11 protein-coding genes are annotated in these 13,231 nt (G+C 71.2%); 3 read left to right on the top strand and 8 right to left on the bottom strand.

What is annotated here, in order from left to right; all coding sequences use genetic code 11:
* Positions 1–11 precede the first annotated feature (11 nt).
* The 4 genes from DEU36_RS12020 to DEU36_RS12005 all read right to left on the bottom strand — a co-directional run bounded on the left by DEU36_RS12020 (position 12) and on the right by DEU36_RS12005 (position 5,180).
* Positions 12–1,517: an RDD family protein gene (locus DEU36_RS12020; protein WP_147374407.1), complete on the bottom strand. Its 1,506-nt coding sequence runs from the start codon at positions 1,515–1,517 to the stop codon at positions 12–14.
* A 113-nt stretch (positions 1,518–1,630) separates the two neighbouring features.
* Positions 1,631–3,235, bottom strand: coding sequence for a bifunctional phosphoribosylaminoimidazolecarboxamide formyltransferase/IMP cyclohydrolase (gene purH / locus DEU36_RS12015; RefSeq protein WP_120264589.1), 1,605 nt, complete (start codon positions 3,233–3,235; stop codon positions 1,631–1,633).
* 39 nt (positions 3,236–3,274) lie between these two features.
* On the bottom strand, positions 3,275–3,889 hold the full coding sequence (purN, locus tag DEU36_RS12010) for a phosphoribosylglycinamide formyltransferase (protein WP_120264588.1): 615 nt from the start codon (positions 3,887–3,889) through the stop codon (positions 3,275–3,277).
* Positions 3,890–3,893: 4 nt separating this feature from the next.
* Positions 3,894–5,180, bottom strand: a complete 1,287-nt coding sequence (locus tag DEU36_RS12005) for a DUF6350 family protein (RefSeq protein WP_183045389.1) — start codon at positions 5,178–5,180, stop codon at positions 3,894–3,896.
* 80 nt (positions 5,181–5,260) lie between these two features.
* On the opposite strand from DEU36_RS12005, the gene DEU36_RS12000 reads away from it, so the two are divergent.
* Positions 5,261–6,697 carry an NCS2 family permease gene (locus tag DEU36_RS12000; protein ID WP_120264587.1) on the top strand — a complete coding sequence of 479 codons (1,437 nt, stop codon included), beginning with the start codon at positions 5,261–5,263 and terminating at the stop codon, positions 6,695–6,697.
* A gap of 78 nt (positions 6,698–6,775) precedes the next feature.
* Here the strand turns inward: DEU36_RS12000 and sucD are convergent, their stop codons facing one another.
* The 4 genes from sucD to DEU36_RS11980 form a co-directional block, all read right to left on the bottom strand.
* Positions 6,776–7,678, bottom strand: a complete 903-nt coding sequence (gene sucD, locus DEU36_RS11995) for a succinate--CoA ligase subunit alpha (RefSeq protein WP_120264586.1) — start codon at positions 7,676–7,678, stop codon at positions 6,776–6,778.
* A gap of 27 nt (positions 7,679–7,705) precedes the next feature.
* Complete coding sequence (sucC, locus tag DEU36_RS11990) at positions 7,706–8,872, bottom strand: ADP-forming succinate--CoA ligase subunit beta (RefSeq protein WP_120264585.1); 1,167 nt, start codon at positions 8,870–8,872, stop codon at positions 7,706–7,708.
* A 132-nt stretch (positions 8,873–9,004) separates the two neighbouring features.
* Complete coding sequence (locus DEU36_RS11985) at positions 9,005–9,607, bottom strand: DNA-binding response regulator (protein WP_120264584.1); 603 nt, start codon at positions 9,605–9,607, stop codon at positions 9,005–9,007.
* On the bottom strand, positions 9,604–10,860 hold the full coding sequence (locus DEU36_RS11980) for a sensor histidine kinase (RefSeq protein ID WP_259455364.1): 1,257 nt from the start codon (positions 10,858–10,860) through the stop codon (positions 9,604–9,606). Before DEU36_RS11980 ends, DEU36_RS11985 begins: the two co-directional genes overlap by 4 nt.
* A gap of 111 nt (positions 10,861–10,971) precedes the next feature.
* Between DEU36_RS11980 and DEU36_RS11975 the strand changes: the two genes are divergently transcribed.
* On the top strand, positions 10,972–11,472 hold the full coding sequence (locus tag DEU36_RS11975) for a small multidrug efflux protein (RefSeq protein WP_120264583.1): 501 nt from the start codon (positions 10,972–10,974) through the stop codon (positions 11,470–11,472).
* A gap of 62 nt (positions 11,473–11,534) precedes the next feature.
* A complete protein-coding gene (locus DEU36_RS11970) occupies positions 11,535–13,229 on the top strand; it encodes a long-chain-fatty-acid--CoA ligase (protein WP_120264582.1) in 1,695 nt (564 codons plus the stop codon).
* The last annotated feature ends 2 nt before the right edge of the window (positions 13,230–13,231 follow it).

Genomic DNA, 13,231 nt, shown 5'->3' with positions numbered 1-13,231 from the left:
CGGCGGGGAGGTCAGCGGATGGCGACGACCGCGGAGCGGTCGCCGAAGCGGATGGTGTCGCCGTCGCGCAGGTCGACGGGATGCCCGGGCGCGAGAGCTTGCTCGCGCGCACCTCGCACGAGCACGCTGCCGTTGGTCGAACCGCGTTCGATCGCCACGACCCGGCCGTCGACGCGCAGCAGCGCCCAGTGCGTCTTCGAGATCGACCGGGTGTGGTCGATCACGGGCACGGGCAGCACGTCCACGTCGTCGGGGCCGGTCGCGGGCGCGCGCCCGAGGACGACGCCGCCGCCGGGAACGGCGATGGTGTCACCTGAGTCGAGGGTCAGCTCGACGACCGCGGACGACGCGGATGCCGGCTCCGGCTCGTTCTCGGGAGCGGTGGGCGCGGGAGGAGCGGCGGGAGCCGGAGGAGCAGCGGCGGGTGCCGCGTGAGCAACCGGGGGTGCCGCCGGGGCCGGCGCCGGTGCCGGATCTTCGAGCAGCGAGGGCGGTGTCCACGATGCCGAGCCCGCGCCCGGAGCGACGATCGCGCCGGGGGCGACAGCGGCAGGCATCGGCGCGGAGGCAGACACGCCCGGGGTCGCCGGGGGCGACGCCAGGCTGCCGCCGCCGGCGGGTGCTTCCGGCGCACCGGGCGACGGTGACGCAGCGGGCATTCCCGGAGCGGGCGCGACGAACGGTGCCGGCGCGACGGTCGTGGGGATGCCGGGGCGGACCTCGTCGTCGGCGGCATCCGTCTCGCCGATGATCCCGCTGCCGGGAGCGGAGCGCACCGCGCCGAGCACGCCCCCCTTGTTACGCGCGAGCGGGACATAGGCACCGGCCGCGCCGGTGGCCACCGGGGTCGCGAGCGAGGGGAGCTCGGCCTTCACGTCGAGCAGATCGGTCGCGACGGTCTTACGCGCGATGCGCATCCGCTTGTCGTCGTAGGGGTTGAGCCCGTGCTTGACGTCGACGAGCCAGACGGCGGCGGCCATGTCCGGCCAGCCGCGGCCCCGCCGGGCGGGATCGAACAGGGGCGAGAGCGCGATGACGAGCAATGGACCGAGCAGCGGAACGATCATGCTCGCGCAGAGCACGAGATAGCGCACGACGGCCCCGCGCCAGAACCCCGGCCGCTCGAGGGTGCGCACGTTCACGGCCCGCAGGCCGGTGAGCGCCTTGCCGAGGGTGACACCGCGGCGACCGAGCAGGATGAGCTGGACCAGGAGGAAGGCGGTCGACAGCCCCGAGCTGACGGCGGCGAGGATGATTAGCAGCACCAGATCGTCACGAGCGGTCAGCGCCTCGACGGGATCGGCCGCGAGGATGGCCGTGCTCAGCGCCGGGACGACGACGATGAGCATCGGCGACTGGATGAGCAGCAGGACGATGGCCTCGAGCACCGTCGCCAGCACGCGCCGGCCGAACGGTGCTGGACGCAGCCCGAGCGACGCGGCGTACTCCGGTCTCGGCCGACCGTCGGCATCGAGCCCCTCGATCGTCCGAGCGCGCTCATCGATCTCCCAGATCACTCGTTCCTCCCCGAAACGGTTCACACCCGAAGCGACCCTATCGTCCGTCGCGGGCCCGGCGATCGACTATTGACTCGACGGGCCCGCACGACGCCGGCGGAGAGGCCGGAACGTCAGTGGAAGAAGTGGCGCTCACCCGTGAAGAACATCGTCACGCCGGCAGCCTGGGCCGCGTCGACGACCTCCTGGTCGCGCACCGACCCGCCGGGCTGGATGATCGTCTTGATCCCGGCGTCGATGAGAACCTGCGGACCGTCGGCGAAGGGGAAGAAGGCATCGGATGCCGCAACCGAGCCGGCCGCGCGCTCGCCCGCGCGCTCGACGGCGAGTCGGCACGAGTCCACGCGGTTGACCTGGCCCATGCCGATCCCGACCGTCGCGGAGCCCTGTGCGAGCACGATCGCGTTCGACTTGACGGCGCGGCACGCCTTCCACGCGAAGATCATGCCCTCGAGCTCGGAGGGGTCGGGGCGCTCGCCGGAGACCAGCTGCCAGTCCTTCGCGACCGACTCGATGTCGTCGGGGAAGCGGTCGGCGTCCTGCAGCAGCAGTCCGCCGGAGACGAGGCGGACGTCCATGCGCTCCTGGCGCCAGTCGGCCGGAAGACGGAGCACCCGCAGGTTCTTCTTCAGCTTGAACACCTCGAGCGCCTCGGGCTCGAAGTCGGGGGCGACGATCACCTCGGTGAAGATGTCGCGCAGGTTCTCGGCCATCTTGAGCGTGACCGTGCGGTTGGCGGCGATCACGCCGCCGAAGGCCGAGACGGGGTCGCACTCGTGGGCCCGCAGGTGTGCGGAGGCGATGGGATCCAGCGCCTGCGGCGCGGTGACGGCGATGCCGCACGGGTTCGCGTGCTTGATGATCGCGACGGCGGGCTTGACCATGTCGAACGCGGCGCGGAGGGCCGCATCGGCGTCGACGTAGTTGTTGTACGACATCTCCTTGCCCTGCAGCTGCTCGGCCTGGGCGATGCCGTGGCCGCCCGCGCGGGTGTAGATGGCGGCGCGCTGGTGGGAGTTCTCGCCGTAGCGGAGCGTGGCCAGCCGCTCGGCGCGAATCGTCAGGTGCTGCGGCAGCTCGTCGCCCTCGAGCGTCGACTCGGCGAACCACGTCGCCACGGCACGGTCGTACTCGGCCGTGTGTGCGAACGCACGGGCGGCGAGGTCGCGGCGCTGCGCGAGGCTCGTGCCGCCGGCGGAGACGGACTCGATGATGGCCGGGTACGACGAGGGCGAGACGACGATCGCGACGTTGGCGAAGTTCTTCGCCGACGCGCGCACCATCGCCGGGCCGCCGATGTCGATCTGCTCCACGACGTCGTCGGGCGCGGCGCCCGACGCGACGGTCTCGACGAAGGGGTACAGGTTCACGACCACCAGGTCGAACGCCGAGATGCCGAGCTCCCCGAGCTGGGCTTCGTGGCTCTCGAGCCGCAGATCGGCGAGGAGTCCCGCGTGGACGCTCGGGTGCAGGGTCTTCACACGACCGTCGAGCGACTCCGGGAATCCGGTGACCTCGGCGACATCCGTCACCGTCAGGCCCGCGTCGCGCAGGAGCGCGGCCGACCCTCCGGTCGAGACGATCTCGACGCCGGCGTCGGCGAGCGCCTGCGCGAGGGGCAGGAGATCGGTCTTGTCGCTCACCGAGATGAGCGCGCGGCGGACGGCGACGAGGTCGCGTGCGCGGTAGAGGGCGGGGTCGTGGCTCGGTCCGGCCATGGCGGTTCTCCTCGGGTGCGGTGTGGGGCCTGCGGTGCGTCAGGCGGTCGGAGCGGTCGGGTTCGGGGAAGCGGGCGCGGCGAGGTCGATGTCGCCGGTCGCGATGCGCCGCACGACGTCGATCAGCAGGCGGCGTTCGACGGGCTTGATGCGCTCGTGCAGGGTCGTCTCGTCGTCACCGGGCAGAACGGGAACCCGCTCCTGCGCCAGGATCGGCCCGGTGTCGACGCCGGCATCGACGACGATGACGCTCGCCCCCGTCCGGTCGGTGCCCGCGGCCAGCGCGTCTCGCACGCCGTGCGCTCCCGGGAACTCGGGCAGGTATGCCGGGTGGGTGTTGATGATGCAGGGTGCCCACGCGTCGACGACGGCGGCGGGCAGCAGCCGCATGAGACCGCTGAGCACGATGAGATCGGGAGCCCAGGCCTCGAGCTGGCGCAGGAGCTCGTCGCCCCACTCCTCGCGCGTCGCGTACTCCCGGAACGGAACCGCGAAGGTGGGGATGTTGAAGGCGTCGGCGTGGGCGAGACCGTCGGCGGCGCGATCGGCGCCGACGACCACGACGCGGGCCGGGAATCCGGGCTCGGCCGCGGCATCGAGGAGGGCCCGCAGATTCGACCCGCCACCGGAGATGAGGACCGCGACCGTCAGCACCGTCTTACTCTACCCGCGCCGTTCCGGCGAGCCGCGCCTGATCGTCATCCCCCGCGGTGGAGCGTTCGGCGGCCGCGTCCGCGTGGCGGACGGTGCGCGGGCCGAGCAAGGCGATCGTCGCGCCGACGCCGATCTCGACCGCGAAGGCGAGACCGACGGCGCCCGCGGACGGGCCGATCTGGTCGAGTCGGCCGGGGCCGAAGGCGCCCGACGCCAGGAGCGAGAGGACGGCGACCGCGAGCCCGCCCCCGACAGCCACGATCGCCGCGGCGGCGAGGCGGGGAAGGACGGGATCGGCGACGAGCGCGGATGCCGGCGCGGGCATCCGGCGACGTGCTGCGCTGCCGGCGATGAACCCGAGCGCGACCAGGAGCAGCGCGACGAGCAGCAGCACGGGGGGCGTCGCCGGCGGGATCGCCCCGAGCACGGGGATGCCGGGAACGACGCCCAGCTGCGTGCCGGATGCTGCGACCGTCGAGCCGGCACCGAGCGAGAACCCGGGCCCGGCGGCGAAAGCTCCACCCCACACGAAGAAGGTCGGCAGGTACGCGGCCTGCCCGATGGTGACGGCGGTCGCACCGATCGCATCGACGTTGGCTGCTTGGAAGAGCGACACGATCTCGCCCCCGCGGACGAGCACGGCGACGCCGACGAGCAGCGCACCGACACCCGCGAAGCCGACCACGGCGATCGCGAGCCCGCGGGCGCCGGCCGAGACGGCCGCTGCGTAGCCGCTCCGGTCGAGCCTCACGAACAGCGAGTCGACGGGCCCGTCGTCACCGTCGCGCCACGCACGGGCGACCGAGCCGAGGAGGGCGGGGACGGCGAACACGAGGGTGGGTAGCAGAACGGCCTGCCAGGTCTCGACGACGGCATAGGGGGTCGAGGCCGTGGCGGCCACGAGGGCTGAGGCGACGGCGACGGTCGCCGTCCCGGCGAGCACCCCGGTGAACCCGGCTCCGGCACCGGCAGCGCGCGCCCCCGACCGCGCGGCGAACAGCGCGATCAGCAGCGCGACCGCGAGGGGCGGCAGCGAGAGCGAGAAGGTGAGCGCGTCGGGGGCGATGCCGGCTGCCACGGTGTACTCCTGCGGCAGCGAGACCTGCAGCGGCACCAGGTTTCCGAACTGCCACAGCCGCACCGACGCGGGCCAGAGCGACGACCAGTCGGCTCCCCCGCCGAAGCCGACCGCCCAGAGCACGGTCAGCGGCGCGAGGGCCGCGGCAACGCCGACGGCCACCGCGACGAGGGCGTCGAAGGCGGAGAGGAGGGCGACGAGGAGGCGATTCATGCCTGATCGACCCTACCCAGCGAGTCTGTGCGTGTCGGGCGGACGCGCGCGGGCGCGCTAGCGTCTTCTCGGAGGATTTTGTGAACACTACGCAATCGCGCGCGCCCCAGGGGGCCATCGACCGCTTCTTCGACATCAGCCGGCGCGGCTCGACGATCGGCACGGAGGTCCGTGGCGGCCTCGTGACATTCGTCACGATGGCCTACATCGTGATCCTGAACCCGATCATCCTGTCGGGCAAACCCGATGTGGCGGGAACGACCCTCGACTTCGCCGCGGTGAGCGCCGCGACGGCGCTGACCGCGGGCGTCATGACGATCCTGTTCGGGCTCATCACGCGGCTGCCGTTCGCCTTCGCCGCCGGGCTGGGCATCAACGCGTTCGTCGCCTTCGGCGTGGTGGGCGAGGTCACCTGGGCCGAGGCGATGGCGCTCGTGATGATCAACGGCGTCATCATCGTGCTGTTGGCGGCCACGGGTCTGCGCAAGCTCATCTTCGATGCGGTCCCCGTGCAGCTCAAGCTCGCGATCACGGTGGCTATCGGTCTGTTCATCGCGTTCATCGGGTTCGTCAACTCCGGCTTCGTGACCTCGACCGGCCAGGCCTCTCCCCCGGTCGGGCTCGGCGTCGGCGGATCCGTCGCGTCGGTGCCGACCCTGATGTTCGTCATCACCCTTCTGCTCACCGGCATCCTCGTCGCCCGAAAGGTCAAGGGCGGCATGCTGATCGGCATCGTGACGGGCACCGTCCTGTCGATCGTCGTCGAGGCCATCTGGCACCTCGGGCCGGCCACCGAGAACGCCGGCGGATGGGGGCTGACCGTCCCGGCACTGTCGGGCTCGCCGGTCAGCGTCCCGGACCTGAGCCTCATCGGCGCGGTCGACTTCGGCTTCGACCTCGGCAAGGTCAGCATCGTGACCCTCGTCATGCTCGTCTTCACGCTCGTGTTCTCGAACTTCTTCGACGCGATGGGCACGATGACGGGCCTGGCCAAGGAGGCGAACCTCGCCGACGCGAAGGGCGACTTCCCCCGCATCAAGTCGGCGCTGATCGTCGAGGGCGTCGGCGCGATCGCGGGTGGCGCGACGAGCTCGTCGTCGGCCACGGTCTTCGTCGAGTCGGGATCGGGCATCGGCGAGGGCGCACGAACGGGACTCGCCAACATCGTGACGGGCCTCGTCTTCCTGCTCGCGATGTTCTTCACGCCGCTGACCTCGATCGTCCCCACCGAGGTCGCCGCCGCGGCACTGGTCATCGTCGGAGCCATGATGTTGTCGCAGATCGCGCACATCGACCTGAGCGACTTCCGCGTCCTGCTGCCGGTGTTCCTCACCGCCACGGTGATGCCGCTGACCTACTCGATCGCCAACGGCATCGGCGCGGGCTTCATCTCGTGGGTGCTGGTCAACGCGCTCTCGGGCCGCGTCAAGCAGATCAGCCCGCTGCTGTGGGTCGTCGCCGGCGGCTTCGTGATCTTCTTCGCCCGCGGCCCCCTCGAGGCGCTCCTCGGGGTCTGATCGCCGCCAGACGCGCTTCTGGAGAACAGCGAAGGGGCGGATGCCGCAGCATCCGCCCCTTCGTCGTATCCGGAAGCGTCAGAGCTTCTCGATGATCTCCCGCATGAGCGCGGCGGTCTCGGACGGCGTCTTGCCGACCTTGACACCGGCGGCCTCGAGGGCCTCCTTCTTCGCCTGCGCGGTTCCCGCCGAGCCCGAGACGATGGCGCCGGCGTGGCCCATCGTCTTGCCCTCGGGCGCGGTGAAGCCCGCGACGTAGCCGACGACCGGCTTCGTCACGTGGGCCTTGATGTACTCGGCCGCGCGCTCTTCGGCGTCGCCGCCGATCTCGCCGATCATGACGATGGCCTTCGTGTCGGGGTCTGCCTCGAACGCTGCGAGGGCGTCGATGTGCGTCGTGCCGATGATCGGGTCGCCGCCGATGCCGATGGCGGTCGAGAAGCCGAGATCGCGCAACTCGAACATCATCTGGTACGTCAGGGTGCCCGACTTCGACACGAGACCGATCGGGCCCTTGCCCGTGATGTTCGCGGGAGTGATGCCCGCGAGAGCTTCGCCGGGGGTGATGATGCCGGGGCAGTTCGGCCCGATGATCCGGGTCTTGTTGCCCTTCGACTTGGCGTAGGCCCAGGCCTCGGCCGACTCGCCGACGGGCACGCCCTCGGTGATGACGACGAGCAGGGGGATCTCCGCGTCGATGGCCTCGACCATGGCGTCCTTCGTGAACGCGGGGGGCACGAACGCGACCGAGACGTCGGCGCCGGTCTTCTCGATCGCCTCGGCGACCGAGCCGAACACCGGCAGCTCGACGGCGTTGCCGTCGGCGTCGGTGTGCGAGACGGTGGTGCCGGCCTTACGGGCGTTGACGCCGCCGACGATGTTGGTGCCCGCCTTGAGCATCAGAGCGGTGTGCTTGGTGCCCTCACCGCCCGTGATGCCCTGGACGATGACCTTGGAGTCCTTGTTGAGGTAGATAGACATGTCGTTGGTCCTTTTCGCGTCCGGAGCTCAGGCGTTCGCCAGCTCGGCGGCCTTGTCGGCGCCCTCGTCCATACCGGCGGCGAGGGTCACGAGCGGGTGGTTCGCGTCGGCGAGGATCGCACGGCCCTCGTCGACCTGGTTGCCGTCGAGACGCACGACGAGCGGCTTGGTCGCCGAGTCACCCAGGATCTCGAGGGCCTTGACGATGCCCTCGGCGACGGCGACGCACGAGGTGATGCCGCCGAAGACGTTGACGAAGACGCTCTTGACCTGCTCGTCGCCGAGGATGACGTCGAGCCCCGAGGCCATGACCTGGGCGTTGGCGCCGCCGCCGATGTCGAGGAAGTTGGCGGGCTTGACGCCGCCGTGCTTCTCGCCGGCGTAGGCGACGACGTCGAGGGTCGACATGACCAGGCCCGCACCGTTGCCGATGACGCCGACCTGACCGTCGAGCTTGACGTAGTTCAGGCCCGACTCCTTGGCCTTGGCCTCGAGCGGGTCCGCGGCGCCCTTGTCCTCGAGCGCCTCGTGCTCGGGGTGACGCACCTCGCTGGCGTTCTCGTCGAGCGAGACCTTGCCGTCGAGGGCGACGATGTCACCGGCGCCGGTGCGCACCAGCGGGTTCACCTCGACGAGGGTCGCGCCCTCGCCCTTGTAGACGTCGTACAGCTTGACGAAGACGTCCGAGACCTTCTCGACGAGGTCGTCGGGGAAGTTCGCGGCGCGTGCGATCTCGACGGCCTTGGCCTTGTCGATGCCCTGCAGCGGGTCGACCTCGATGCGCGCGAGCGCCTCGGGACGCTCGACGGCGAGCTCCTCGATCTCCATGCCGCCCTCGACCGAGCACAGGCTCAGGTACGAGCGGTTGGCGCGGTCGAGCAGCACCGAGAAGTAGAACTCCTCGGCGATGTCGGCGCCCTGCGCGATCATGACGCGCTGGACCACGTGGCCCTTGATGTCGAGGCCCAGGATGGCCTCGGCCGCGGCGTACGCCTCGTCGGGGGTCTTGGCGACCTTGACGCCGCCGGCCTTGCCGCGACCTCCGGTCTTGACCTGAGCCTTGACGACCACGACGCCGCCGATCTTCTCGGCCGCCGCCTTCGCCTCCTCAGGGGTGTCGGCGATGATGCCGGCGAGCACCGGCACCTCGTACTTCTCGAACAGGTCTCGGGCCTGGTACTCGTAAAGGTCCACTGCAATCCTTCGCTGGGCGACGGTGGGTGATGGGCGTGAAGAATCTCGATGTCGAGATATCGCCCGATCGGAAAGCCTACTACCCGCGCCTGACGGCCCCTGCCCGATCCCCGCCGAACGAAGGGGGCCGAGTCAGATCCAGCCGCGCTCGCGCGCCATGATCGCCGCCTGCTGACGGGTCGCGAGATGCAGCTTGCCGAGCACGGACGAGACGTGGTTGCGGACCGTGCCCGCCGACAGGTGAAGTGTCGCCGCGATCTCGGCGATGGTCTCGCCGCGCGCACCCGCTCGCAGCACGTCGAGTTCGCGGTCGGTCAGGGGGCTCCGCTCGTCGCTGAGGGCGTCGGCGGCGACTTCGGGATCGACGTACCGGCGCCCGGCGGCGACCTCGCGGATGACGGCGGCGACATCGTCGGCGCGACGCGATTTCGGCACGAATCCGTCGACTCCTGCGCTCAAGGCGCGCCGGAGGACGCCGGGCCGTGCGTGCCGGGTCACCACGACGCAGCGAGCCGGGACGTGCCGGCGGATGCGGGCCGCCGCCTCGACCCCGTCGATGCCGGGCATCTCGAGGTCGAGCAGGCAGACGTCGGGCCGGAGCTCGAGCGCACGCTCGACCGCGCTCTCGCCGTCGCGGCACTCCGCGATGACCTCGAGATCGTCCTCCAGGCGCAGCAGCGCGGCGAGGGCGGAGCGGATCATGTCCTCGTCGTCGGCGATGAGCACCCGGATCATTGCGGCAGCCCCTCCCCGGCCGGCTCCCGGCGCCCCGCCCCGGCAGCTGAAGCCGCGGGGATCGAGACGACGACCTCGAACCGATCGTCGTCGCGACGGGTGCGCAGGTCGCCGCCGGCGACCCCGACCCGGTGCGAGATGCCGTCGAGGCCCGAGCCGGAACCGAGAGCCGACCCGGCACCCGGATCGTTGGCGAAGGCGACACGCCAGTACGCACCGTCGCGGTCGAGCCTCAGCTCCGCCCAGCGACCGCCGCCGTGCTTGAGGACGTTCGTCGTACATTCCCGGATGACGGGACCGAGGATGTCGGCGGGGGCGAGAACGGCGTCGGCCGCGACGTCGAGCCGCACCGCGAGCCCCGCGGCCCGCAGCAGATCGGCGGCGTTGGCCAGTTCGTCGGGGAGCGGCACACCGCGGAAGCGCCCGGCGAGCTCGCGCGTTCCGGTCCGCGCCGCATCGACGGATGCCCGAGCCAGACGGATCTGCTCGCCCGCGGCATCCGGATCGCGCTCCAGCATCCGCTCGGCGAGCTCGAGCTGCAGTGCGATCACCTGCAGGTGGTGTCCTTGCAGGTCGTGCAACTCGCCCGCCAGGCGCAGACGCTCCTGCGTCGCCGCCAGACGCGACTCGGTCGCGCGGGCGCGGTCGAGCTCGAGCACGACGTCCCACGACCACAGCGACAGCGCGATGGAGGCCGGGAGGGCGACGGCGAAGACGAGAAGGGCGAAGGCGAATGATCCCGTGCCCTCGAGCGCGCCTTCGATGCGCGCCCGCTCCGCGAACCACAGCGCGACGAGCGCGGCCTCGACGAGGATCACGCCGCGCCACCGGATGCCGGGCCCCCAACGCACCAGGCACAGGATCGTGGCCAGGACGGCGGCGGCGAACAGCACCGTCATCGTCGTCACGCCGACGAGCAGCGATCCGGCCACCCCCACCAGGACGGGCCACGACAAAAACCGCCGCAGCCGGGGCGGCCGGTCGGCCTCACCCACGTCGCCGTCGGTGCGGTAGCGCGACAGCAGCACGACGGTCGAGACCAGGACGGCGACCGAGCCGGCCGCATACCCGACGATCACTGCCGGATCCTCCAGGCGGGTGCGGACCAGCAGCGCCCACAGGCTCCAGATGCCGAGCGCCGAGATCATGAAGAAGACGATGGATGCGGCGATGTACCACGAGGTGGCCACGACCTCGCGGGCCAGCGTCGTGCTGCGCGGCGCGGATGCCGGTCGAGGGTCGCGGTCGTTCACGAGGCCAGAGTACGACCATGACGTTTGTCATGGCCGAGGCCGCCGAACCTCCCGGTCGCGGGTGACGCCCCGACACTCCCACCTGCGATCGGGCGCGGCTGGGATGGATCCATGACCAATCCCCTTGCAGACCTCATCCTCGGCTTCCAGGACCTCGTGGCCCGAATGCCCGACATCCTCCAGCCCGTCATCGTCGCCCTCGCGGGTGCGGTGCCGTTCATCGAGGGCGAGGGCGCCGCCGGCATCGGCATCATCGGCGGCATCCACCCCGTCGTCGCCGCGCTCTCTGGCGCGATCGGCAACTTCGTCTGTGTCGCCGTCGTCGTGCTCGTCGCCGCGCGCGTGCGCACCGCCGTCACCACGCGGGGCGGCGCACCCGAGAAACCGAAGTCGGCCCGCAGCGAGAAGTTCCAGAAGGCGTACCACCGCTACGGCACCCCGGGCGTGAGCCTGCTCGGCCCGCTCCTGCTGCCCACGCAGTTCACCGCCGCCGCCCTGACCGCCACCGGGGTGCCCCCGCGCATCGTCCTCCTGTGGCAGGGAGCCGCGATCGTGATGTGGACCACGATCATCACCCTCTTCATCACCGGCGTGCTCTACGTGGCCACCTGACACTCCCGCAACCCCCAGGCCGTATTCAGCGGCCGGCATGCCCTGGAATGCAGGATGGTGACATGACCGCCCTGGAGTCCCGCCCGTGGCTGTCGGCCTACGCCGACGGCGTCCCCGCCGAGATCGACGAGGTCACGCAGACCCTGCCGGAGATGCTGGCCGCGACCGTCGCACGGCACGGCAACCGGACCGCGCTGGAGTTCTTCGGCGCCTCGATGACCTATCGCGAGCTCGGGGCCAGCGTCGACCGGGCCGCCGAGGGGCTGCGCCGGCTCGGCGTGACCGCCGGAGATCGGGTGGCGATCGTGCTGCCGAACTGCCCGCAGCATGTCATCGCGTTCTACGCGGCGCTCCGCCTGGGCGCGATCGTGGTCGAGCACAACCCGCTCTACACGGCGCGCGAGCTGCGGCACCAGTTCGAGGACCACGGCGCGCGGTTCGCGATCGTGTGGGACAAGACCGTCGACACCATCGCCGACTTCCCGACCGATCTGCGCGTCGAGCGCATCATCAGCGTCGATGTCACGGAGGCTCTCCCCCGCGGCAAGCGGATGCTCCTGCGGCTGCCCGTCGCGAAGGCACGGGAGTCGCGGGCGCAGCTGACGGCGAAGCCGCGCACGAAGGACGCGCTGCCCTGGTCGCGGCTCCTCCACCGCCGCGCGGTGTCGCGGCGTGTGGCGGGGCCGAGCCTCGACGACACCGCGCTGCTGCAGTACACCAGCGGCACCACGGGCATCCCCAAGGGCGCCGTGCTGTCGCACCGCAACCTCCGGGCGAACGCGATGCAGGGTCGCGCGTGGGTGCCGGGACTCGTCGAGGGCAACGAGACGTTCTACGGCGTTCTGCCGCTCTTCCACGCCTACGGCATGACGCTCTGCCTGACGTTCGCGATGAGCATCGGGGCGAAGCTCGTGCTGTTCCCGAAGTTCGACGTGGGCCTCATGGCGGATGCCGCGAAGAAGAGCCCGCCGACGTTCCTCCCCGCTGTGCCGCCGATCTACGACCAGCTCGCGCGTGCGGCATCCCGCGGCGCGATCGACCTCTCGCGCGTACGGTTCGCGATCTCGGGGGCGATGAGCCTGCCGGTCGCCACGGTCCGCCGCTGGGAGGACACCACCGGGGGCCTGCTCGTCGAGGGATACGGGATGACCGAGTCCTCCCCCGTCGCGCTCGGCAATCCGATGGGCCCCTCGCGCCGTCCCGGCACCGTGGGTGTCCCGTTCCCGAGCACGGACATCCGCATCGTCGACCCCGACGACCCCTCCGTCGACCGTGAGCCGGGCGAAGAGGGCGAGCTTCTCCTGCGCGGACCACAGGTGTTCTCGGGCTACTGGCGACGCCCCGCCGAGACCGCCGATGCGCTTCTGCCCGGCGGCTGGCTGCGCACCGGCGACATCGCCGTCGTGTCGCCCGACGGCTTCGTCTCGATCGTCGACCGTCTCAAGGAGCTCATCATCACGGGCGGGTTCAACGTCTCGCCCAGCGAGGTCGAAGACACCCTGCACGCCCACCCGGATGTCGAGGCCGCGGCCGTCGTCGCCGCCCCGCGCTCATCGGGCGGTGAGGAGGTCGTCGCCGCGGTCGTGCTGCGCGACGGCGCCACGCTCGATGTCGAGGGTCTGCGCGACTTCTGCCGCACGCGGCTGGCGGCGTACAAGGTGCCGCGCCGGATCATCGCCGTCGACGATCTGCCCCGGTCGCTCATCGGCAAGGTGCTCCGGCGCCAGGTGCGCGAAGAGCTTCTCGCTCGCGACTGAGC

Origin of the sequence: Microbacterium sp. AG238, from assembly GCF_003610405.1 — a bacterium.
Classification (GTDB): domain Bacteria; phylum Actinomycetota; class Actinomycetes; order Actinomycetales; family Microbacteriaceae; genus Microbacterium.
Note: the sequence above shows the minus strand (reverse complement) of the source record. Positions and strands in the feature narration are given on the sequence as shown.

Excerpts from the sequence above, each read along its gene's own strand:
- purH (WP_120264589.1), bottom strand. The coding sequence starts at position 3,235 with ATGGCCGGACCGAGCCACGACCCCGCCCTCTACCGCGCACGCGACCTC.
- DEU36_RS12005 (WP_183045389.1), bottom strand. The coding sequence starts at position 5,180 with ATGAATCGCCTCCTCGTCGCCCTCCTCTCCGCCTTCGACGCCCTCGTC.
- sucD (WP_120264586.1), bottom strand. The coding sequence starts at position 7,678 with ATGTCTATCTACCTCAACAAGGACTCCAAGGTCATCGTCCAGGGCATC.
- DEU36_RS11985 (WP_120264584.1), bottom strand. The coding sequence starts at position 9,607 with ATGATCCGGGTGCTCATCGCCGACGACGAGGACATGATCCGCTCCGCC.
- DEU36_RS11975 (WP_120264583.1), top strand. The coding sequence starts at position 10,972 with ATGACCAATCCCCTTGCAGACCTCATCCTCGGCTTCCAGGACCTCGTG.
- DEU36_RS11970 (WP_120264582.1), top strand. The coding sequence starts at position 11,535 with ATGACCGCCCTGGAGTCCCGCCCGTGGCTGTCGGCCTACGCCGACGGC.